This window comes from Candidatus Pelagibacter sp. (assembly GCF_965262185.1).
Taxonomy (GTDB): domain Bacteria; phylum Pseudomonadota; class Alphaproteobacteria; order Pelagibacterales; family Pelagibacteraceae; genus Pelagibacter.
The window spans coordinates 1,122,511-1,144,623 of sequence record NZ_OZ253498.1; the positions used below are offsets into that span (position 1 = coordinate 1,122,511).

At 29.3% G+C, this 22,113-nt stretch carries 23 protein-coding genes and 1 tRNA gene; 19 read left to right on the forward strand and 5 right to left on the reverse strand.

All coding sequences use genetic code 11. The features are described from left to right. From ACQY31_RS06185 to tkt, 3 genes are read right to left on the reverse strand one after another with little or no spacing between them, the layout of a single operon-like run. Positions 1-1,176 carry a phosphoglycerate kinase gene (locus ACQY31_RS06185; RefSeq protein ID WP_428079496.1) on the reverse strand — a complete coding sequence of 392 codons (1,176 nt, stop codon included), beginning with the start codon at positions 1,174-1,176 and terminating at the stop codon, positions 1-3. Further along, positions 1,176-2,183: a type I glyceraldehyde-3-phosphate dehydrogenase gene (gene gap, locus ACQY31_RS06190; RefSeq protein ID WP_428079498.1), complete on the reverse strand. Its 1,008-nt coding sequence runs from the start codon at positions 2,181-2,183 to the stop codon at positions 1,176-1,178. Before gap ends, ACQY31_RS06185 begins: the two co-directional genes overlap by 1 nt. A gap of 2 nt (positions 2,184-2,185) precedes the next feature. Beyond that, a complete protein-coding gene (tkt, locus tag ACQY31_RS06195; protein WP_428079500.1) occupies positions 2,186-4,144 on the reverse strand; it encodes a transketolase in 1,959 nt (652 codons plus the stop codon). Positions 4,145-4,197: 53 nt separating this feature from the next. Between tkt and ACQY31_RS06200 the strand changes: the two genes are divergently transcribed. The 18 genes from ACQY31_RS06200 (at position 4,198) to ACQY31_RS06285 (ending at position 20,101) form a co-directional block, all read left to right on the forward strand. Next, positions 4,198-4,521 carry a 5-formyltetrahydrofolate cyclo-ligase gene (locus ACQY31_RS06200; protein WP_428079502.1) on the forward strand — a complete coding sequence of 108 codons (324 nt, stop codon included), beginning with the start codon at positions 4,198-4,200 and terminating at the stop codon, positions 4,519-4,521. After that, positions 4,509-4,955 carry a cell division protein ZapA gene (locus tag ACQY31_RS06205; RefSeq protein ID WP_428079504.1) on the forward strand — a complete coding sequence of 149 codons (447 nt, stop codon included), beginning with the start codon at positions 4,509-4,511 and terminating at the stop codon, positions 4,953-4,955. The genes ACQY31_RS06200 and ACQY31_RS06205 overlap by 13 nt, the downstream gene beginning before the upstream one ends. Before the next feature lie 4 nt (positions 4,956-4,959). Beyond that, the gene (locus tag ACQY31_RS06210; RefSeq protein ID WP_428079506.1) at positions 4,960-5,505 is read left to right on the forward strand and encodes a 5-formyltetrahydrofolate cyclo-ligase; all 546 of its coding nucleotides are present in this window, start codon (positions 4,960-4,962) and stop codon (positions 5,503-5,505) included. After that, a complete protein-coding gene (locus tag ACQY31_RS06215) occupies positions 5,502-6,305 on the forward strand; it encodes a TIGR00282 family metallophosphoesterase (protein WP_428079508.1) in 804 nt (267 codons plus the stop codon). Before ACQY31_RS06210 ends, ACQY31_RS06215 begins: the two co-directional genes overlap by 4 nt. Before the next feature lie 7 nt (positions 6,306-6,312). After that, positions 6,313-7,038, forward strand: coding sequence for a YebC/PmpR family DNA-binding transcriptional regulator (locus ACQY31_RS06220; RefSeq protein WP_428079509.1), 726 nt, complete (start codon positions 6,313-6,315; stop codon positions 7,036-7,038). Continuing rightward, positions 7,038-7,529 (forward strand): crossover junction endodeoxyribonuclease, encoded by a 492-nt coding sequence (locus tag ACQY31_RS06225; protein ID WP_428079511.1) that lies wholly within the window; start codon positions 7,038-7,040, stop codon positions 7,527-7,529. Before ACQY31_RS06220 ends, ACQY31_RS06225 begins: the two co-directional genes overlap by 1 nt. Before the next feature lie 53 nt (positions 7,530-7,582). Then, positions 7,583-8,257 carry a protein TolQ gene (gene tolQ / locus ACQY31_RS06230; protein WP_428079513.1) on the forward strand — a complete coding sequence of 225 codons (675 nt, stop codon included), beginning with the start codon at positions 7,583-7,585 and terminating at the stop codon, positions 8,255-8,257. After that, complete coding sequence (tolR, locus tag ACQY31_RS06235) at positions 8,258-8,674, forward strand: protein TolR (RefSeq protein ID WP_075506058.1); 417 nt, start codon at positions 8,258-8,260, stop codon at positions 8,672-8,674. 5 nt (positions 8,675-8,679) lie between these two features. Further along, positions 8,680-9,543, forward strand: a complete 864-nt coding sequence (locus ACQY31_RS06240; protein ID WP_428079515.1) for a cell envelope biogenesis protein TolA — start codon at positions 8,680-8,682, stop codon at positions 9,541-9,543. Between the two features lie 12 nt (positions 9,544-9,555). Further along, positions 9,556-10,896, forward strand: coding sequence for a Tol-Pal system beta propeller repeat protein TolB (tolB, locus tag ACQY31_RS06245; protein ID WP_428079517.1), 1,341 nt, complete (start codon positions 9,556-9,558; stop codon positions 10,894-10,896). 106 nt (positions 10,897-11,002) lie between these two features. Then, positions 11,003-11,566, forward strand: coding sequence for a peptidoglycan-associated lipoprotein Pal (pal, locus tag ACQY31_RS06250; protein ID WP_428079519.1), 564 nt, complete (start codon positions 11,003-11,005; stop codon positions 11,564-11,566). A gap of 80 nt (positions 11,567-11,646) precedes the next feature. Next, positions 11,647-12,651, forward strand: coding sequence for a tol-pal system protein YbgF (gene ybgF, locus ACQY31_RS06255; protein ID WP_428079521.1), 1,005 nt, complete (start codon positions 11,647-11,649; stop codon positions 12,649-12,651). Continuing rightward, positions 12,611-13,633: a tRNA lysidine(34) synthetase TilS gene (tilS, locus tag ACQY31_RS06260; RefSeq protein WP_428079523.1), complete on the forward strand. Its 1,023-nt coding sequence runs from the start codon at positions 12,611-12,613 to the stop codon at positions 13,631-13,633. The genes ybgF and tilS overlap by 41 nt, the downstream gene beginning before the upstream one ends. A 58-nt stretch (positions 13,634-13,691) precedes the next feature. Next, positions 13,692-15,605: an ATP-dependent zinc metalloprotease FtsH gene (gene ftsH, locus ACQY31_RS06265; protein ID WP_428081198.1), complete on the forward strand. Its 1,914-nt coding sequence runs from the start codon at positions 13,692-13,694 to the stop codon at positions 15,603-15,605. Positions 15,606-15,611: 6 nt separating this feature from the next. After that, a complete protein-coding gene (gene folP, locus ACQY31_RS06270; protein WP_428079525.1) occupies positions 15,612-16,664 on the forward strand; it encodes a dihydropteroate synthase in 1,053 nt (350 codons plus the stop codon). Beyond that, entirely contained in the window at positions 16,664-17,995 is a 1,332-nt protein-coding gene (gene glmM / locus ACQY31_RS06275; RefSeq protein WP_428079527.1) for a phosphoglucosamine mutase, read from the forward strand. Before folP ends, glmM begins: the two co-directional genes overlap by 1 nt. 1 nt (position 17,996) lies before the next feature. Then, positions 17,997-18,809, forward strand: coding sequence for a bifunctional hydroxymethylpyrimidine kinase/phosphomethylpyrimidine kinase (gene thiD, locus ACQY31_RS06280; protein WP_428079529.1), 813 nt, complete (start codon positions 17,997-17,999; stop codon positions 18,807-18,809). Then, positions 18,809-20,101, forward strand: coding sequence for an adenylosuccinate synthase (locus ACQY31_RS06285; protein WP_428079531.1), 1,293 nt, complete (start codon positions 18,809-18,811; stop codon positions 20,099-20,101). The genes thiD and ACQY31_RS06285 overlap by 1 nt, the downstream gene beginning before the upstream one ends. Here the strand turns inward: ACQY31_RS06285 and rpoH are convergent. Then, positions 20,098-20,991, reverse strand: a complete 894-nt coding sequence (rpoH, locus tag ACQY31_RS06290) for an RNA polymerase sigma factor RpoH (protein ID WP_428079533.1) — start codon at positions 20,989-20,991, stop codon at positions 20,098-20,100. The two genes, ACQY31_RS06285 and rpoH, sit on opposite strands and share 4 nt — an antisense overlap. 41 nt (positions 20,992-21,032) lie before the next feature. Next, on the reverse strand, positions 21,033-22,013 hold the full coding sequence (locus tag ACQY31_RS06295) for an RluA family pseudouridine synthase (RefSeq protein WP_428079535.1): 981 nt from the start codon (positions 22,011-22,013) through the stop codon (positions 21,033-21,035). A 23-nt stretch (positions 22,014-22,036) separates the two neighbouring features. On the opposite strand from ACQY31_RS06295, the gene ACQY31_RS06300 reads away from it, so the two are divergent. Then, a tRNA-Arg gene (locus tag ACQY31_RS06300) sits at positions 22,037-22,113 on the forward strand.

The window sequence follows — 22,113 nt, forward strand, 5'->3', positions numbered from 1 at the left end:
TCAATTTAAAGCGCTTATACCAGGAAGTTCTTTTCCTTCAAGATATTCTAAAAATGCTCCACCTGCAGTTGAAACAAAATTAAACTCTTTAGCAGCATTTAAAGAATTAATTAATGAAACGGTATCTCCACCACCCACAACAGAGTAAATTTTATTTTCTTTATTTTTTTCAACTATTTTTTTTGCAATTGCAGTACTTCCATTAGCAAAATTAGGATTTTCAAAATATCCAGCAGGACCGTTCCATAATATGGTATTTGTATTATCTATAATATTACATATACTTTCAACAGTTTTTGGACCTATATCCAAAATTATTTCATCTAATTTAATTTGATTCAATTCTTTAATTTTAGGCTGACCATTTAAATCATTTGCCACTCTTACATCTTCTGGAATAATTATATTACAATTATTATATTTTGAATATGAGAGTATTTCATTAATTATAGAATCAACATTTTCTTCCTTAAGAGATTTTCCAATATTGTATCCGTTGTGTTCAATTAAGTTATTCGCCATTGCGCCTACAATTACTATGTTGTCAAATTTTGAAATTAAGTTTTTTATAATATTAATTTTAGTAGAAATTTTAGATCCTCCTATTATGCAAGTAATAGGTTTAGTTATGCTAGATGTAATTTTTTTTAATGCACTAATCTCTAAATCTAATTGCAACCCTGAAAAAGATGGTAAAAATTTTGAAATTTCACAAACAGATGCATGCGCTCTATGTGAACATGAAAAAGCATCATTTACATAAATATCACCTAAACTTGCCAAATGTTTTGCAAAATTGGCATCATTTTTTTCCTCTTCTGGATAAAATCTAATATTCTCAATTAATAAAATTTTTTCATTAAATTTATCAAGCATATCTTTTTTTACCTCATAAATATTTTTTTCAATAAGTTTAATTTTTTCATTTAATTTTTTTTCTATATCTTCTTGAATTGGTTTTAACGAAAGATCTCTTATTACTTTTCCTTTAGGTCTACCAACATGAGATAAGATAACTATTTTTGAATTTTGCTTTAATAAAAATTCGATTGTAGGAAGAACCTTGTCAATTCTCGTTGTATCAGTTATCTCACCATTATTAAGAGGGACATTCAAATCTAATCTTAAAATAACTTTTTTACCTTGTAGGTTGGTTAGTTTGGAAACACTTTGCATTAAGAATTTTGATGAATAAATTCTGCAATATCACACATACGATTCGAAAAACCCCATTCGTTATCATACCAAGCTGAAATTTTACCCATATTTTCTCCAACAACATTAGTAAGTGATCCATCAACAATGGCGGATGCAGGGTTATGATTAAAATCAATTGATACTAACTTTTCATAAGTAATTTCGAGTACATTTTTTAGATTATTTTTTGATGCTAGTTCAAACGATTTATTTATATTTTCTCCGTTGATATTTTTTTTTGTACAGAAAACTAATTCTACAAGTGAAACATTTGGGGTAGGTACTCTCATTGCGATTCCCTCTAATTTACCTTTCAAGCTAGGAATTATTTCACCAATTGCTTTTGATGCACCAGTAGATGTTGGAACAATTGATTGACTGGCTGATCTTGCTCTTCTTGGGTCTTTATGTGAATTATCTAGAATTCTTTGATCACTTGTAAATGCATGAATAGTGGTCATAAATCCTCTTTCAATTTCAAAATTTTCATTAAGTGTATGTACAACTGGAGCCAAACAGTTTGTCGTACATGATGCAGCTGAGATTATTTGGTCTTTACTGGTTATATCTTTTTCATTTACACCAAATACAATTGTTTTATCTGCATTTTTACACGGCGCAGATACTATTACTTTTTTTGCTCCATTTTTTATATGAGCTAAAAGTTTTTCTTTAGAATTAAATTTTCCTGTACACTCAAAAACATAATCAACATCAAATTTTTTCCAATCTATATTTTCAATATTAGATTCCTTTGAAAATGTAATTTTTTCATTATTAATCATTAAGTGATTTTCATCAAAATCTAAATCAGCATTAAATTTACCATGTATTGAATCATATTTTATCAGTGTACAAGTAGCCTCAGAATTTGATCTGTTATTTATGTGTTGAATTTTTATTTTTTTATCTTGGCTTTCTATAATTGATCGAACTACCATTCGACCAATTCTACCCATTCCATTAATTCCAACTTTTATTGTCATTATTAATTATTAATTAAACTTTTTGATTTATTGGTTATATTTTCTTTTGTGAGACCAAAATATTTATATATTTCTTTAAATGGTGCACTTCTACCAAATTCATTAATTCCAAAATTTTTTCCATTTTCTCCAACATACTTTTTCCAACAATCACTTGAACCAGCTTCTATGGATATTTTATTTTTGGTTTCATTTAGTATTTTATTTTTATAAGTTTTACTTTGTTTATCAAAAAGCTCCATACAAGGTACTGAAATAACTTTAGAATAAATTTTATCTTTGGCAAGTTTATGACTTGCTTCGATTGCAAGATTTACTTCTGAACCACTTGCCAAAATTGTTAATTTAATTTTCTTATTTGTTCTAAGCACCTCATAAGCACCAAGTGAACATTTATTATTTGAGGAATATTTTTTTCTGATTGGATCTAAATTTTGTCTTGTTAGAGATAAAACACTTGGAGTATTTGCAGTTTTTAATGCATGCTCCCAGCATTCAATTGTTTCAATTCTATCTGCAGGTCTAAAGACATTTAGGTTTGGAATTGATCTTAAACCAGATAATTGCTCAATTGGTTGATGTGTCGGCCCATCTTCACCTAAGCCGATTGAATCATGTGTCATCACATAAATAACTCTTTGTTGCATTAGAGCTGATAATCTTATCGATGGTTTGCAGTAATCAGAAAAAATTAAAAAAGTTCCACCATAAGGAATAAAATTGCTATGGAGTGCTATTCCATTCATGACCCCACTCATTGCATGTTCCCTGACACCATAGTGAATATAATTTCCCTCAAAATTTCCAGGTGTAATAATTTTATGTTTTTTTGTTTTTGTATTGTTAGATCCTGCCAAATCTGCAGAACCCCCAATAAGGCTATTATTTGAATTGGTTAATGCGCTTAAAGTTAACTCAGAACATTTTCTTGTTGCTAAGGATTTAGTTTCTTTAATTGCAAGTTTCTTTTCTGAATTTAAAATATTTTTAAAGTTATTATTTTTGATTAGATTTAATTTTTTACTTTGTTTTTTAATTAATTTGTTCCATTTTCTTTGATTTAATTGACCCTTGTTTCCTATTGCTCTCCATTCTTTTAATAATTTATTTGGAATCTCAAACGGTTTATATTTCCATTTAAGTACTTTTCTTACTAATTTAATCTCATCTAATCCCAAAGGACTTCCATGTGAAGAGGATTTGCCAGACTTATTTGGAGAACCGTATCCAATTTTTGTTTTACAAGAAATTACTGTTGGTTTTTTTGCATTTTGAACTCTTTTTAAAGCTCTGTAAATTTGATTTTCATTATGACCATCAATTAATACATAATCCCATCCATAGCTTTCAAATCTTTTTTTAAAATTGTCTGATACAGCAAGACTTGTTGGACCATCTATTGAAATATTATTATTATCGAAAAGCATCACCAAATTTTTTAATTTTAAGTGACCAGCTAAACTCATTGCTTCGTGACTAATACCTTCCATTAAGCAACCATCGCCAGCTAGAACATAAGTTTTGTGATTAATTAGATTTTTACCTAATTTTTTTTTGAGGATTTCTTCAGCTATTGCAAATCCAACTGCATTCGCTATTCCTTGTCCAAGTGGCCCAGTAGTTGTTTCAATTCCAGTTTTTGGATGATACTCTGGATGGCCCGCACAAATAGAGTTTAGTTGTCTAAACTTTTTAATCGAATTTAAAGAAATACTTTTATAACCAGTTAAGTATAATAAAGAATAAAGAAGCATTGAGCCATGCCCGGCTGATAAAACAAATCTATCTCTATTTATCCAATTTGGATTTTGAGGATTGAATTTTAAAAAATACCTAAAAAGTACAGTCGCAACATCCGCCATACCCATTGGCATCCCAGGGTGACCAGAATTAGCTTTTTGAACCGCATCAATAGATAAAAATCTGATACAATTCGCTAAATCGTTATGTATTTTACTCAAAATTATCCTGACTAGACTAAGAAGATTCTATTTAATATTATAAGTATATATATATGAATTCTATAAACGAAAAAGAAAAAAAACTTCATCTAGCTTTAGAAGAATTAAAAAATTTAGATCTAACTAATCCAGATTTGAAAAATAATATTGAAAATCTTAACATGCAAAAAAATCAATTAGAGATTGAAAAAAATGAGCTAGAAAAAAAATATAAAGAACTATCAGATCAAAACGAAATTTTGTCAAAAAGATTAGATGAGTTTAGAAGTAAAGAAAAGGTTGAAGAAAGAAAACAAATAGAGTTTTCTGAGAAAATCGATGAATTAAATCAAGAAACAGATACTTTGTTGGAAGAGATTGATAAATGGCAAATGTAAGTATTAAATTTAATAATAAAGAGTTTTTATTATCTTGTGATGACGGACAAGAGGAACATCTAGAAGAATTGTTAATACAAATAAACCAAAAATTTAATCATTTAAAAAACGATCTTGGTAACTTAGGAGAGAATAAACTCTTATTAATTACAGCAGTTAAAATAATGGATGAATACTACGAAACAAAAAAGAAAGTTGAACAAAAGAAACAAGAATTAAAAGATTTATCAAATAAATTTAAAGAATTAAAAACTCTAATTTATGAATATAAGGATAAAAAAGAAGAAGAAATAAAAGAGTTAAATTTAAATCATGACAAATTAAAAATCGAGATTGAAACTAATCAAAAAAAATATGAAGATTTAATTGATACTGCTGCAGAGAAAATTTCAAGTTTTGTTGAAAAAGCAAAACAAGAAAATTTATCTCAATAAATTTGTGAATAAATCTAAATTAAGAAGAAAGATAACATCACTTAGAAAAAAAAATTTTAATGAAAATTTGAAAATCAATTCTTTAAAATTAATAAAATTTTTAAGGGATAATAAGCTTAAAACAAAAATTGTTGGAGGATATTATCCATGCAATCATGAAATAGATGATTTAGAAGTTTTAAATTTATTTAGTAAAAATAAAAAAATTACTTCATTACCAATCATCAAGAAAAATAATCAAATGGACTTTTATGAATGGTCCAAAGATAATCCATTAAAGATAAATAAATACGGGATAATTGAACCATTATCTCAAAAGAAAGTTTATCCAGATATATTATTAGTTCCACTATTAGCTTTTGATAAGCAATTTAACCGTTTAGGTTATGGTGGTGGTTTTTATGATCGTTATATTGAAAAAATTGAAATTAAAAAAAAGGTCTTTAAAGTTGGATTTGCTTTTTCTTTCCAAGAATTAAAAGAGGTACCAATTAATAATTATGATAAGAAGCTTGATTTAATAATTACCGAAAGAGGTTTAATATTTTGAGAATTTTATTTTTAGGCGATGTTGTTGGTATTTCGGGGTGTTCTAAACTTACGAGTAGCTTGCTTAGTGAAATTAAATCAAAAAAAATTGATTTTGTTATTGCTAATGGTGAAAATGCTGCAGCCCAAGGTGTTGGTTTGACAGAAGAAATTTGCAAAGATTTTTATAACTGTGGTGTTAACGTAATCACAACTGGCAATCATGTTTGGGATCAAAAAGAAATCATGAAGTACATAGAAAAAGAAGAGAGATTGTTACGTCCCAAAAATCTTTTTGAGCCTGCACCTGGTAGAGGTTTTCAAATTTTCAAAACAGATAAAAATGTAAGAGTTGGGGTACTCAACCTTATGGGCAATGTTTTTATGAAAAAGTGCGAAGATGTTTTTGAAACTTCAAAAAAATTTTTAAGTGAATATAAATTAAAAGATGACTACGATTTATTAGTGGTTGATTTTCATGGTGAAATTACCAGTGAGAAAAATGCCATAGGTCATTTTTTTGATGGCCATGCAACGTTAGTAGTTGGAACTCACACTCATATTCCAACTAATGACGCAAGAATACTAAACAATGGTACTGGATACCAAACTGATGCAGGCATGTGTGGAGATTACGACTCTGTAATCGGGATGGATAAAGTAAATTCGTTAAATAGATTTCTAAAAAAAGACTCGGTCAAACATTTTCCTGCAGTTGGGGAAGGGACTTTGTCTGGTGTTATTGTTGATTGTGATATAAATACTGGTTTAGCTAAAGATATTAATAGTTATATATTTGGAGAAAAATTAAAAAATTTTTAATTTATATATGGCAGGTCATTCTCATTGGGCGGGTATTAAACATAAAAAAGGAAAAGCTGATAAGCAACGTTCAAAAATTTTCTCAAAGTTGTCTAAAGAAATTACAGTAGCTGCAAAACTTGGAGATAAAGATCCTGCAATGAATCCAAGATTAAGATCAGCAGTACAGGCTGCTAGATCAGCAAATATGCCAAAAGACAATATAGAAAGAGCAATAGATAAATCTTCTGCTGCATCTGGTGCAAATTTTGAAAACTTGAGGTATGAGGGATTTGGACCAAAAAAAATTGCTGTAATTGTAGAAACTTTAACTGACAATAAAAATAGAACAGCTTCCAATGTGAGAACTATCTTTCAAAAATCTGGCGGAAGTCTAGGTACTCAAGGATCAGCATCTCATAACTTTAAACAACTTGGGATAATAAAGATTGATAAAAATGAAATATCTGATGATAAAATTTTTGAGTTAGCACTAGAAGCTGGTGCAGAAGAATGTATTTCCCACGAAGAATTTCATGAAATTCAATGTGTTTCAAATGAAATATATAATGTTAAAAAAAATTTAGAAAACACAATTGCAAATTTTATTTCTACAGAGATTGAGTGGGTGCCAATCAACAGTGTTGATATTCAAAAAGATGAAAAAGAGAGTGTGATTGAGTTTTTAGAAAATCTAGAAGATGACGATGATGTTCAAAACGTTTTTTCAAACGTAAATTTGGGAAATATTTAATGATAATAATCGGAATTGATCCAGGAATATCAGGATCTATATGTTTTTTAGAGGATGGAATAATTAAAGATGTGCTTGAGATGCCAACAATGACTGAAGGGAAAAAAAATAAAAAGCAAGTTAATGGATCTCAAATATATAATGAAATTTCTTTTAGAATAAAAACATATGAAAAAAAAAATATTAAAGTTGTTATAGAACAAGTTTCAGCTATGCCAGGTCAAGGGGTAACTAGCATGTTTAATTTTGGTCAATCTTTTGGAATTTTAAAAGGAATTTGCAGCGCGATGCAGTTACCAATTTATTTTGTAAGACCAGCAAAATGGAAAAAATATTTTAATTTAATTAACTCAGAAAAAGATGCCAGCAGAACAAGAGCTATTGAAATATTTCCTTATTTTTCTTCAAATTTATCCAAAAAAAAAGATTCAAATAAAGCTGATGCAATTCTTATAGCTAGTTATTTTCATGAAACATACAAAAATGAGTAATCTTTAAATATATATAGTCAAATTCATGACACAATTAAGTGTGATGAGTGATTATGGAAGCAGACATAGCCGCAAATGCATTAGACTTAGGAACAAATACAGATTTTTCACTTCTAAGTTTATTTTTAAAAGCAGACATAATTGTTAAAGCAGTAATGATTAGCTTAATACTTTGCTCAGTATACTCTTGGGCAGTGATTATAGAAAAATATAGACTTTTTAAAAAAATAAATAAATCTTCAGAAGAATTTGAGGAAAAATTTTGGAACTCTAAATCTGCTGAAAATTTTTATAATAGTTTACCAAATAATTTAGAAGACCCAATGTCTTTGGTATTTCAAAATGCCATGGAAAACTTACTAAAGAAAAAAAACAGAACAAATTTGAGTGAAAGAATGACTGCCTTTCTTGAGGGTGGAATTGAAAAAGAAATGTCAAAAATTGAAAAAGGATTTACTTTTTTAGCAACTGTAGGCTCAACTGCACCATTTATTGGATTGTTTGGAACGGTTTGGGGTATTATGAATTCTTTTCAGTCAATTGCTATTTCAAGAAATACTAGTCTTGCAATCGTTGCACCTGGTATAGCCGAAGCATTATTTGCTACTGCATTAGGATTGTTAGCAGCGATACCTGCTGTAGTTGCTTATAATAAATTTAATACAGACGCTAAAAAATATTCAGAAAAATTAGAGAATTTTTCAAAAAGATTTTTAACAATAATTTAAATGGCTTTTAAATTAAATCGCTCATCAAAGGAACCAATGAGTGAGATTAATGTTACTCCTTTTGTAGACGTGATGCTAGTACTATTAATTATATTCATGGTCACTGCACCGCTTTTAACGGTTGGTGTTCAGGTTGATCTACCTGAAAGTTCAGCAGATTCTTTGCCTGAGGAAACAGAACCTTTAACACTTTCTATCAATGCGAAAGGTGAAATTTTTATCCAAGAATCAAAAGTAGAATATGACAATATAATCGCTAAAGTTTTAGCTGTTTCAAAAAATAGAACTGACACAAGGATTTATGTAAGAGGTGATAAAACAATAAACTATGGAAGAGTTTTAGAGATAATGGGTTTATTATCTGGATCTGGTTTTACAAAGGTTGCGCTAATCTCTGAGCCTCTTAAACAAAGGTAGTTACAGTGAAGAGTAGTAGTATAGCTATATCCTCAGCTTTACACATATCTTTAGTTGTCCTTACAGCTTTAAGTTTGCCTTTTCTTTCAAAAAAACCAATAGAACTTCCACCAATAGTTTCAGTTGAATTAATTCAAATTGCTGAAGAAACAAGTATTCCTTTCGCTCCTAAAGCAAAAAAAATTATTGAAAAAGTAAAAGAAAAAGAAAAAAAACTTGTTTCAGAACAAGCTCCACCTAAAAAGGTTAAAAAGACTAAAACAAAAACAGTTGTAACGGAAAAAAAAATTAAAAAGATAGAAAAACAAAATCCTGAAGCTGTGCCAATGCCAGAAAAAGAAATTAAGAAAATAGAAACTAAAGAGGAAAAAAAACAAAATCCAGAAAAAGTAGATAATGAAGTAAAGCAAGTATCTGAATTTGAAAAGAAAGATTTATTTGATCCAAACAATATTGCTGCTTTAATTGATAAATCAAAAGAAGAAAAAGCAGAAATAGTAAAAACAAATAATGATGTTACTCAAGATCAAGTAAGAAATATTGAAAATTCTAAACTTACTTTAAGTGAGGAAGATGCTTTAAAAGCTCAAATATTTGGTTGTTGGAGTATTCCTTTAGGTTTACCGTATGATGAAAATCTACTAGTTAGAATAAAACTTAAGCTTAAACCAGATGGTTCAGTTACCAAAACTGAAATTTTAGATCATGCTAGAATGAATAAACCAGGGCAAAATTTCTATAAAGTTTTAGCAGAAAGTGCCTTAAGAGCAGTAAGATTATGTCAGCCTTTAAGAGTTCCAACTTCTGGTTATGAGAGGTGGAAAGAATTACAATTAAATTTTGATGCAAGAGAGATGTTAGGAGGGTAGTATATAGAATTCATGATTAAAAAACTTCTAATTCTTATTTTTATTTTTATTCCAATTAAAGCTTTGGCTTTAATTGAAGTTGATATTACAAGAGGAAACCTAAATCCACTTCCACTTGCTGTCTCACCATTATCAATAGATGAAACATCTAGAAAGAATTTTGAACAGATTTTAGATAAAGAAAATATTGGATCAGAAATATCACTAATTGTAGAAAATAATTTAAGAACTTCGGGTTTATTTAATCCTCTAGATAAAAAAGCTTTTTTACAAGCTCCAGATATAGCAAATTTAAAACCAAGATTTGAAGACTGGAATTTAATTAAAGCTCAAGCTCTAATTACAGGGAAGGTAAATTATATTAATGATAAATTAAGAGTTGAGTTTAGACTTTGGGATGTGCTTGCAGCAAAAGAGATGATGGCTTTGGCATTTACAACTGTGCCAACAAATTGGAGAAGAGTTGGGCATATCATATCAGATAAAGTTTATGAGAGATTAACAGGTGAAAAGGGGTATTTTGATACTAGAATAATTTATGTAGCAGAAGAAGGACCAAAAACGCAAAGAATAAAAAAATTAGCTATCATGGATCAAGATGGTGCTAATAATAAATTTCTAACTTTAGGAAATGAGCTAGTTTTGACTCCAAGATTTAACCCCGCAAGTCAAATGGTTACTTATTTATCTTATTTTAAAAATATGCCACGGGTTTATCTTTTAGATATTGAGACAGGAACACAGGAAGTTGTTGGAGATTTTCCTGGAATGACATTCGCTCCTAGATTTTCACCTGATGGAAAAAAAATAATCATGAGTTTTGCAAAAGATGGTAAGTCAGATATATATACGATGAATTTAGAAACACGTTTAGTTGAGAGAATTACAAACCATCCTTCAATTGATACTTCACCTTCATATTCGCCAGATGGAAAATATATAACTTTTAATTCTGATAGAAGTGGTTACCAACAAATCTATGTCATGAAAAGTGATGGAAGTGATGTGAAAAGAATTTCTTTTGGAAATGGTTTGTATGGGACACCAGTTTGGTCTCCTAGAGGTGATTTAATAGCATTTACAAAATTACATAAAGGAAAATTTTATATTGGAGTGATGCGAACAGACGGAACTGGTGAAAGATTATTAACAGAAAACTACTACCAAGAGGCACCATCTTGGTCACCTAATGGTAGAGTATTGATATTTTATAGAGAAACAAAAACAAACTCTAAAGGTGAGGGTTTTTCTGCTAAATTATGGTCTATTGATTTAACCGGTTACAATGAAAGATTGATCAAAACTGAGACAGACGCTTCCGACCCATCTTGGTCGTCTTTATTAAGTAATTAGTATCAATTTATAATTGAATAAGATGAAATTTCTTGATTTTTTGGGTTGAAACATCTATTTAGTTGTGAAAAAGATAGTATTTGAAAAAGCAGCAAGGAGCATATTAATGAGATTAAACAAAATTTTAAAAAACACTTTATTGGTTATTTCTGCAGGAATAATTTTAACAGCGTGTGCAACTAAAAAAGAGGTAGCTGTAGAGGCACCGAAAAAAGAGGAAACAAAAAAAGAAGAAACAAAAGTAGAAAAAGAAGAAGTAACTAAAATTGAAAAAATTGCAGGCCAAATGCAAGGGGATGTTTACGTTGGTACTGATAGTGTAAAATATTTAGCAGATGGTGTTGCTGACAGAGTATTTTTTGCAACAAACGAATCTATACTAACAACTGCATCAAGAGAAACTTTAAGAGCCCAGGCTGCTTGGTTAAGAGCAAATTCTAACATTACTGTTGTCTTAGAAGGTCACGCAGACGAAAGAGGAACGAGGGAGTATAACTTAGCACTTGGTGAAAGAAGAGCTAACGCTGCGAAAGATTATTTAATGACATATGGCGTTTCATCTGATAGAATTACTGTAATTAGCTATGGTAAAGAGAGACCAGTTGATTCAGGCTCAAACCCTTTAGCATGGTCTAAAAACAGAAGATCAGTTACTGTTAAAGCAAATTAAAGAATTTTTAAAAAAGACCCTGAAAATCTAAAAATTTTTAGGGTCTTTTTTTTGCCTCTTTATAATTATAAAAAAATTTAATGAGATCACTTTTTAGATCAATTTTATTTAATTTAATAATAATACTAAATTTCCTTTTATCAGGTATTGCATACTCAGATAATCACAATATTTATGAAATCTTAGATTTAATTAAAAAAGATCTAAAAACTCTTGAAAGAGCCGTTTACTCTGGTTCAATTGAAATTGAAACTAATACAAATAATCAATCAGTATCAAATCTTGATAATAATTCAGAGGATGTCTTGACTAGACATTTGTTAAAGTTAACAGAGGTAGAAGAGCAGTTTCGAGAACTTACTAATAAATTTGAGGAAATTAATTTTAAGCTTGATAAGCTTTCAAATAGAGTTTCCAAGCTACAGTCTGATAATCAGATAAGGTTTCAAGATATAGAAAATGATTTAAGTTCTATTAATGTAATTGACAGCAATCAACAACTGAGTTCTGCACCCAAAATTGAAAAGCAAATTCTTCCTGGAAGTTCACAGCCACAAGACCTAGGCACAATATCTTATAAAGATATGGAAACTTCAGAGGAGAACCAACAAATTCAATCGGTTGATACCACAGCTTCTATTGTGGAAGAAACTTTTCAAGTAGAAGATAAAATTTTACCAATAGATTTAACTCCAAAAGAACAATATGAATTTGCAACAAGCTTTTTGAAAGTTGGAGATTACAGTACAGCCGAAAGAGCTTTAAGAGAATTTGTTTTATCAAATCCTGATCATGAATTAGCAAGTAGTGCACAATATTGGTATGCAGAAACTTTTAGAATAAGACAACTTTATACTGATGCGGCTTCAGCTTATCTTGAAGGATATCAAAAATATCCAAAAGGCAAGAAAGCTCCAATAAACTTATTAAAGCTTGGAGTTTCAATGGTTCAAATTGGTCAAAAAGATCAAGGTTGCAAGATGATTAATGGTGTAGAGTTACAATATCCTAAAGCAAATCAGTCTGTAATACAAAAAGCAAAATATGAGTCTAAAAAATTTGAATGCGTCAAGCAAGACTCATAAAAAACTTTTTACCAAGTTAAGAGATAAAAGAATTTATAAGATCTATAAAAAATTTGAAAAAAATTTAAATTTAAATAATAATTTTACAGTTGCTGTATCAGGCGGCGCTGATAGCCTTGCTTTAGCTTTTTTTTCAAAAATTTATTCAATTAACAAATCTTTGAAAGTTAAATATTTTCTGGTTGATCATAAATTGAGAACCAATTCATCTGAAGAAGCTTTATTTGTAAAAAATCTTTTGAAGGATTTTTCTATAGATTTAGGTATTTTAAAGTGGACTGGGAAAAAACCCAAAAGCAACATCCAATCTCTTGCAAGAAAAAAAAGATATAATCTCTTAATTAATCAATCAAAAAAATTTAAAATTAATCATATTTTATTTGGCCATCATGAAGATGATGTTTATGAAAATTTTTTTATAAGGCTTTTAAGAGGTAGTGGTTTAAAAGGTATCGTATCTTTAGACAAAACGACTTTGATTAATAATGTAAATATCTTAAGACCTTTAATAAACGTTGAGAAAAAAGATTTAATCTACATCTCAAAAAAAGTGTTTAATAAATATGTAGAAGACCCTTCAAATGAAGATGAAATTTTTACAAGAGTAAGAATAAGAAATTTAATTAAAAATCTTGAAAATGAAGGTTTAGATAAAAGTAAATTTAAATTATCAATTCATAATTTAAAAAGTGTCGACCAATCAATCCAGTTCTTTTGTGAAAAAAACTTAAGAGAAAATTCGATTATCTCTCACAATAAAGTTGTATTAAAAGAAGAATTTTTTAATTTTCCCCAAGAAGTTTTGTTTAGGTCATTTTCAAAGATCTTACAGTTAGTTGGAAAAAAATATTTTTCACCTAGGGGAAAAAAAATTATCAATATTTTAGAAAATCTAAAAAGTAAAACTAATTTTAAATCTACACTTGGAAATTGTGTTATAAAAAAAATTAATAGAACTGTAATTTTGCATAAAGAGCGTTAATATCCTTAAATTTATTGCTATTTTGTCACTTGTTTAATTTGCAATAATTCTTATCTTAATCATTATGAATTTCAAAAATCTCGCTATGTGGGGAATAATAGTTTTTTTAACTATTGGTCTTTATAACATGTTTAAAAATCCTCAATCAAATATTAGAGGAGGAAATCAAATAATTTTTTCAGATTTTTTAACTTCAGTTGAAAATGGAGAAGTTTTAAAAGTTGAGATACAGGGAAACAACATCAAGGGTGTTTACTCTAATGGAAATTCATTTTCAACTTATGCCCCAAACGATCCGAATTTAATTGAAAAATTATCAGATAAAGGAGTAAGTATTTCAGCAGCTCCGTTAGAAGAAAAAATGCCATCTTTATTTGGTGTATTACTTTCTTGGTTCCCAATGCTTTTATTAATTGCTGTTTGGATATTTTTTATGCGACAGATGCAAGGTGGAAAAGGTGGAGCAATGGGATTTGGTAAGTCAAAAGCAAAGATGATGAATGAAATCAAGGGCAAAGTAACATTTAATGATGTTGCAGGAGTGGAAGAGGCAAAAGAAGAAGTAGAAGAAATTGTAGAATTTTTAAAAGACCCTAAAAAATTTAGTAGACTTGGTGGAAAGATACCAAGAGGTGCTCTGTTAGTAGGTCCGCCTGGTACAGGAAAAACTTTATTAGCAAGAGCTATTGCGGGTGAGGCAGGTGTTCCTTTTTTTACTATCTCGGGTTCAGATTTTGTTGAAATGTTTGTTGGGGTTGGTGCATCAAGAGTAAGAGATATGTTTGAACAAGGTAAAAAAAATTCTCCCTGTATAATATTTATTGATGAAATAGATGCAGTTGGAAGAAGTAGAGGTGCAGGTTTAGGTGGTGGTAATGATGAAAGAGAACAAACTTTAAACCAATTATTAGTAGAGATGGATGGTTTTGATACTAACGAAGGTGTAATAATAATTGCAGCAACAAATAGACCCGATGTTCTTGATCCAGCGCTATTGAGACCTGGAAGATTTGACAGACAGGTAGTTGTTTCAAACCCAGATATTATTGGAAGAGAAAAAATTTTAAAAGTTCATGTGAAAAAAATTAAGATGGCACCAGACGTCAATTTAAGAACTATAGCAAGAGGAACTCCTGGTTTCTCAGGAGCAGATTTAGCTAACTTAGTTAACGAATCAGCTTTATTGGCTGCTAGGAAAAATAAAAGAATTGTAACTCTATTAGAATTTGAAGAGGCAAAAGATAAAGTAATGATGGGTGCTGAAAGAAGATCAATGGTGATGACAGAGGATGAAAAAAAACTTACCGCTTATCACGAGGGTGGTCACGCTTTGGTTTCATTTAACATGCAAAGTTATGATCCAATTCACAAAGCTACCATAATTCCAAGAGGAAGAGCGTTGGGAATGGTTATGAATTTACCAGAAAGAGACAAACATGGATATTCAATCAAATATCTAAAAGCTAGACTAGCAGTCTGTTTTGGAGGAAGAGTTGCAGAGGAATTAATTTTTGGAAAAGACAATATATCTACAGGTGCAGGTGGTGGAAATGGCTCAGATATCAATCAAGCTACACAACTTGCAAGAGCGATGGTAACAAAATACGGCATGAGTGAGGAGATGGGTCCAGTTGAATATGGAGAAAATCAAGAAGAAGTTTTCTTAGGGAGATCAGTTACTCAAACTCAATCAGTTTCGGAGGAAGTTGCTCAAAAAATTGATAAGGAAATTAGAAAACTAGTAGATGAAGGGTACAATCAAGCAAAGAAAATTTTAACTGAGAAAATAGATGATTTACATAAAATTGCTAAAGCACTAATTACTTATGAAACTTTAACAGGTGAAGAGATTGAGAACATAATTAATAAAAATTTGTATCCAAAAGATAAAATCTTAGAAAATCAAGAATCAAAAGATGATCAAGACTCAGCTTTAGGAGCTATGGGTCTGAAACCGAAAATTGTTCATTAATTTACAATGCAAAGATATTACACAAGAGCGTGTAATTTCTATTATGGTAATCAGTCAAAAATTTTAGTTAATAAAAAAAAAACCATACCATTACATCAAATTAAAGAAATATCTTTTGATCAAATTGAAATAATAACTAGAAAATCCAAGAAAAATATTTCCATAAATCAAATCAAATATTTACCGACTGATTTAAAGAAAAAAGTTAATTTAGATTTAAAAAAAATTAAAACTAAAAAAAAAAATTTTTCTAATTTAGAATTTAAAAAAGTTCCAAATATATTAGGTGTCTTAAATCTTACTCCTGATAGTTTTTCTGATGGAGGTAAATTTAATACAAAACAAAGAGGAATAAGTCATGCTATTAAATTATATAATGATGGTGCAGATTTAATAGATGTTGGAGGGGAGTCAACAAGGCCAGGTTCAAAGGCAGTAAATAAAGAAGAAGAGTGGAAAAGAATTAATGCAATCTTAAAATCTATTGTAAAAAAAATTCCAATTTCTCTGGATACTAGAAAATCAGAAATAATGAAAAATGGAATTAAATTAGGAGTAAAACTAATTAACGATGTTTCGGGTTTAAGTTTTGATACAAAGACAATAAACATATTAAAAAAATACAAAATTCCTTTTGTCATTCAGCACATGCTTGGAACACCAAAAAACATGCAAAAAAATCCAAAGTATAAGAATGAATTACTAGATATTTATGATTTTTTTGAAGAAAAAATAAAACTTCTAAGGTCCAAAGGTATTAAACATAATAATATAATTTTAGATCCTGGAATTGGATTTGGAAAAAAACTGAAACATAATATGAATTTAATTAGAAGTGTTTCTATTTTTCATTCATTAGGATTTCCTATACTTGTAGGAAATTCTAGGAAAAGATTTATTAAAGATATTTCTAAAAAAAATGATAGCTATACTAGAATAGGAGGAACAATATCGTCTTCATTATATTTGATGATGCAAGGAGTTCAGATTTTAAGAATTCATGATGTTAATGAAGTTATGCAGGCAATTAAAGTTTATAAAGAGATAATAAATAAATAATGAAAAAAAAATATTTTGGAACAGACGGAATAAGAGGAGCTATTAATAGTATACATATTAATGGAGAAATGTTTTTTAAGTTTGGACTAGCTAGTGGTATATATTTTAAATCTCAAAAGAAAAAAAAACAAACAGCAATAATAGCAAAAGATACAAGATTGTCAGGATACACGCTCGAACCTGCGCTCGTTTCTGGTTTGGCTTCTGCTGGCATGCATGTTTATACCTTGGGTCCTTTACCAACCAATGGATTGGCTATGCTTACAAAGGAAATGAAGGCTAATATGGGTATTATGATTACAGCTTCTCATAATCCTCATTACGACAATGGATTAAAATTATTTGGTCCTGATGGAATGAAATTATCAGATAAAATAGAAAAAAAAATAGAAGCTCTTATAGATAAAAAAATGTCAAATAATCTTTCTAGTCCTGAAAAGTTGGGAAGAGTTAAAAGATTAGAAACAGGAACCAAACAATATATTAAAATATTAAAAAAAAATTTTACAAAAGAGTTCAATTTAAGAGGATTAAGAATTGTTATAGATTGTGCCAATGGAGCTGGTTATAAAGCAGGCCCTGAGTTATTAAAATCTTTAGGTGCCAAAGTTATAGCAATAGGTGTAAATCCAAATGGTTTAAATATTAATAAAGATTGTGGTTCAACTTTTCCAAGAAAAATTAGAACAGCTGTAAAAAAATATAAAGCTCATATTGGTATTTCTTTAGATGGAGACGCTGATAGAATTATAATGTGTGATGAAAAAGGTAATATTATTGATGGTGATCAAATTATAGCTGCTTTAGCAACAAGATGGAAAAATAAAAAAATGCTAAGAGGAGGAGTTGTTGGAACATTGATGTCAAATTATGGATTAGAGAAATATTTTAAATCGAAACGAATAAAATTTATAAGAGCTAATGTAGGCGATAGATATGTTAAGGAAAAAATGCAAAAATATAAATTTAATTTAGGTGGTGAACAATCAGGACATATTATTTTAGGAAAATTTGCAACAACTGGAGATGGATTGCTTGTAGCTTTAGAAGCTCTTTTTGCTCTGAGAAAAGGAAAAAAAACAAGTGAATTTTTTCAGAGTTTTAAAAAAACCCCTCAACTATTAGAAAATATAACTGTTAAAGATAAAAATATTATTAACAAACCTGAAATAAAAAAAACTATAAAACTTGCAGAAAAATTAATTAAAGGTCATGGAAGAGTTTTGGTCAGAAAATCAGGAACAGAGTCTAAAATTAGAGTGATGGCAGAAAGTGATAATAAAATACTTTTATCCAGATGTGTAAATATGATATCCAAAAAAATAAAATAAATTGAAACCAAATTCAAAAATTTTAATTATCGCAGGTTCAGATTCATCTGGTGGAGCTGGTATTCAAGCTGATATTAAAACTGTGACAGCTTTAGGTTCTTATGCAATGACAGCTATAACTGCAGTTACAATTCAAAATACTACAGGTGTAAAATCAATTGTTGGCATTAATCCGAAAGAAATTTTCAGTCAAATTGTTTTTACTTGTAAAGATATTAAGCCTGATGCAATTAAAATAGGAATGTTGCACTCATCTAATGTAATAAGGATGGTAATTAAAGCTTTAAATTTAATCAAAATTAAAAATATTATTTTAGATCCTGTTATGGTTGCAAAAGGAGGGTCTAAATTAATAGATGATAAAGCAATTAAGTTATTAAAATTGGAATTATTAAAAAGAGTTTCACTTGTTACCCCTAATATCCCTGAAGCTGAAATTTTGACTGGAACAAAAATTATATCTGTTGAAGATATGATTTACGCTGCAAATAAGCTTATAGAATTTGGAGCTAAAAATGTACTTATTAAAGGTGGACATTCAAAAAATAAAATAGTTAAGGATGTTTTTGTTAATAAAAAAGATATTAAGATTTTTAATAGTACGCGTTACAAAACAAATAATACTCATGGTACAGGTTGCACTTTATCAAGTGCAGTCACTACATTTGTGTCGTGTGGAAAACCAGCAAAGAAATCTTGTGAGCTTGGAATTAAGTATGTAAATTTAGCTATTAAAACAAACCCAAATTATGGAAGTGGTCATGGCCCAATTAATCATCTCACTTCTATAAAAGTAAATAGAAAATTTAATTAATGAAAAATATAGTTGTTGTCGGATCTCAATGGGGCGATGAAGGAAAAGGTAAGATTGTTGATTGGTTATCTGAACAGGCAGATATAGTTATTAGATTTCAAGGTGGTCATAATGCGGGTCATACTCTTGTTATTGATGGCGTTACTTATAAACTAAGATTACTTCCATCTGGTATTGTTAGAAAAGGTAAAATTTCAATAATTGGTAATGGTGTTGTTGTAGATCCTTGGGCTTTATTGGAGGAAATTGAAGAAATAAAATCCAAAGGTGTAGAAGTAGATGTAAATAACTTCATAATATCAGAATCTGCAAATTTGATTTTGCCTTTTCATAGAGAAATGGATGAAATTAGAGAAGATACAGCGGGAAAAAGTAAAATAGGAACTACCAGAAGAGGTATCGGACCTGCTTATGAGGATAAAGTTGGAAGAAGATCAATAAGGGTTATGGATTTAAGATCAGAAAAAAATTTAGATCAAAGATTAGTTTCAGTGTTGATACACCATAATGCAATCAGAAAAGGACTTGGAAAAAAAATTTTTGAAAAAGATAAACTTAAATCTGATTTACTTAAAATTGCTCCTAAAATATTGAAATTTTCACAGCCTGTGTGGCTTAAAATTGATCAATTTAAAAAGCAAAAAAAGAAAATTTTATTTGAAGGTGCCCAAGGTATTTTACTTGATGTAGATCACGGAACTTATCCTTTTGTAACCTCATCTAATACAGTTGCTTCGAGCGCAGCTACTGGAACAGGCTGTGGTCCGAATTCAATAAACTATGTTTTAGGAATTACAAAAGCTTACACAACAAGAGTAGGGGAAGGACCTTTTCCAACAGAACTAACTGATGAAGTAGGTGAACTTTTGGGTACACGTGGAAAAGAATTTGGAACTGTTACAAGTAGAAAAAGGAGATGTGGGTGGTTTGATGGTGTTCTAGTAAGACAAACAATTAAGGTTTCAGGTATTGATGGTATAGCTTTAACAAAATTGGACGTACTTGATGAATTAGACGAAATTAAAATGTGCGTTGCTTATGAGCTCGATGGTGAAAAATTAGATTATTTACCTGCTGCTGTAGAAGATCAAATTAAAATAAAACCAATTTACAAATCTTTTCCAGGCTGGAAGGTATCTACTAGTGGAATTAAAAATATGGATTCTTTACCTGATAATGCAAAAAAATATATTTTTGCTGTAGAAGATTTTATTGGTGCAAAAATATCTAGCATCTCGACTAGTCCTGAAAGAGACGATACAATTTTAATTGAAAATCCTTTTGAAGCTTAATTTGCTGGTAATAAATTTTTAGATTTAGCAAGAAGAAGCATTTGTTTTTGAAGTTTTTCAAATGCTTTATTTTCTATTTGTCTAACTCTTTCTCTGCTGATTTTATATTTTTTACTTAAATCTTCCAAGGTTGTTGGATCATCATTTAGTCTTCTTGAATACAATATCTCTCTTTCTCTATCATTAAGCACTGAAATAGAATCTTTTAACAAATCTTTTCGTTGCTCCATCTCTTCGTGTTGTGCAAATTTTAAATCATGATCAAGCTCTTTATCTACTAACCAGTCTTGCCACTCATTGCCATCCTCTCCAACTTGAGCATTCAATGAAAACTCTTTTCCAGAAAGTCTTCTGTTCATTGAAACAACTTCTTCTTTACTTACATCGAGTTTATTAGCAATATGGTTTACGTGCTCATCTCTTAAATCACCTTCAGTTTCAGGAGATATTTGGTTTTTAATTTTTTTTAAATTGAAAAATAATTTTTTTTGAGCAGTTGTTGTTCCAATTTTTACAAGACTCCAAGATCTTAAAATATATTCTTGGATAGATGCTTTAATCCACCACATAGCATAAGTTGCTAATCTAAATCCTTTTTCTGGTTCAAATTTTTTAACAGCTTGCATCAAACCAACATTTCCTTCTGAAATCATTTCATTAATTGGTAGACCATAACCTTTGTAGCCCATAGCAATTTTTGCAACTAACCTTAAGTGACTAGTTACTAACTTTTCAGCAGCTTTAATATTTCCAGTTGTTTTCCAATTTTTTGCTAACATATATTCCTCTTCTGCAGCTAACATTGGAAATTTTTTGATCTGTTCTAAGTATGCAGAAAGACCGCCTTCATTGGATAGTGTTGGAAGATTATTACTTATAGTTGTGCTCATAGCAAAGTTTATTTAGTTAATTATACCTAATTTTCAATAATTTATTCTTCAGTGTTTCTAAGCATTTTTAAAATATTATTTAGTTCTTGAGGCAAAATTGAGGTAAAAATCAGCTCTCTCTGAGTTTTAGGATGAATAAAGCCTAAAGTTTTTGCATGTAAAAATTGTCTGTCTAAATTTGTAATTGAATTTTGAATGTCAAAATCGACATTTTTTAATTTTTTATATTTTTTTTTATATTTATCATCACCAACTAAACTATTTCCTTTATAGTTCATGTGTACTCTGATTTGATGAGTTCTACCAGTTTCTAATTTGCATTCGACTAAACTTAATGTTGGTATTTTTTTATTTTCAAAAATTTCAATTGTTTTATAGTTTGTTATAGCTTTCCTACCTTTTGAAGTGCTAACTTCCATAAGTTGTCTATTTTTTGAACTACGTGTAATAAATGTTTCTATCCTACCGAAAGATGGTCTAAGCTTTCCCCATATTAAAAGTTGGTATTCTCTAATAATTGTGTGGTTACTGAATTGTTTCGATAAATTTTCATGGGTCTCATTATTTTTTGCTATCACAACTAAACCAGAGGTATTTTTATCAATTCTATGAACAATTCCAGGTCTTAATTCATCTCCAATAGTTGACAAAGATTCTTTATTATAATGCATTAATGCATTTACAATTGTTTTGTCATAGTTGCCTGCTCCAGGATGCATTATAATTCCTGAAGGTTTATTAATTACTAATAAATCAGAATCTTCATAAACAATATTTAATTTAAAATTGTAAGGCTTTAGAGATGTAATCTCTGGTTCTGGAATTGTAAGATTTACAACATCACCAACCGAAACTTTTTTTGATGGGTTTTTAATTATTTCATTATTTAGTTTTAATTTTTCTTTTAAAATTAAATTTTTAACTCTGGTCCTACTTATAATTTCGTCTCTTTTGTTAATTAATACATCAACTCTTAAATTCTTTTCTTCTTCTTCAACTATAAAATTAATGCTTTTTTCCATAAAATATAATATTAATACTATATGCGCTTGTAGCTCAACTGGATAGAGCGCCAGATTTCGGCTCTGGAGGTTCAGGGTTCGACTCCTTGCAGGCGCACCA

Coding starts and splice junctions, on each gene's coding strand:
- ACQY31_RS06205 (WP_428079504.1), top strand. CDS start 4,509: ATGGCAAATGTAAGTATTAAATTTAATAATAAAGAGTTTTTATTATCT.
- ACQY31_RS06295 (WP_428079535.1), bottom strand. CDS start 22,013: ATGGAAAAAAGCATTAATTTTATAGTTGAAGAAGAAGAAAAGAATTTA.
- tilS (WP_428079523.1), top strand. CDS start 12,611: ATGAGTCTAAAAAATTTGAATGCGTCAAGCAAGACTCATAAAAAACTT.
- ACQY31_RS06200 (WP_428079502.1), top strand. CDS start 4,198: ATGAATTCTATAAACGAAAAAGAAAAAAAACTTCATCTAGCTTTAGAA.
- folP (WP_428079525.1), top strand. CDS start 15,612: ATGCAAAGATATTACACAAGAGCGTGTAATTTCTATTATGGTAATCAG.
- ACQY31_RS06220 (WP_428079509.1), top strand. CDS start 6,313: ATGGCAGGTCATTCTCATTGGGCGGGTATTAAACATAAAAAAGGAAAA.
- ACQY31_RS06225 (WP_428079511.1), top strand. CDS start 7,038: ATGATAATAATCGGAATTGATCCAGGAATATCAGGATCTATATGTTTT.
- tolB (WP_428079517.1), top strand. CDS start 9,556: ATGATTAAAAAACTTCTAATTCTTATTTTTATTTTTATTCCAATTAAA.
- rpoH (WP_428079533.1), bottom strand. CDS start 20,991: ATGAGCACAACTATAAGTAATAATCTTCCAACACTATCCAATGAAGGC.
- tolQ (WP_428079513.1), top strand. CDS start 7,583: ATGGAAGCAGACATAGCCGCAAATGCATTAGACTTAGGAACAAATACA.
- glmM (WP_428079527.1), top strand. CDS start 16,664: ATGAAAAAAAAATATTTTGGAACAGACGGAATAAGAGGAGCTATTAAT.
- ACQY31_RS06185 (WP_428079496.1), bottom strand. CDS start 1,176: ATGCAAAGTGTTTCCAAACTAACCAACCTACAAGGTAAAAAAGTTATT.
- tolR (WP_075506058.1), top strand. CDS start 8,258: ATGGCTTTTAAATTAAATCGCTCATCAAAGGAACCAATGAGTGAGATT.
- ybgF (WP_428079521.1), top strand. CDS start 11,647: ATGAGATCACTTTTTAGATCAATTTTATTTAATTTAATAATAATACTA.
- pal (WP_428079519.1), top strand. CDS start 11,003: ATGAGATTAAACAAAATTTTAAAAAACACTTTATTGGTTATTTCTGCA.
- gap (WP_428079498.1), bottom strand. CDS start 2,183: ATGACAATAAAAGTTGGAATTAATGGAATGGGTAGAATTGGTCGAATG.
- ACQY31_RS06285 (WP_428079531.1), top strand. CDS start 18,809: ATGAAAAATATAGTTGTTGTCGGATCTCAATGGGGCGATGAAGGAAAA.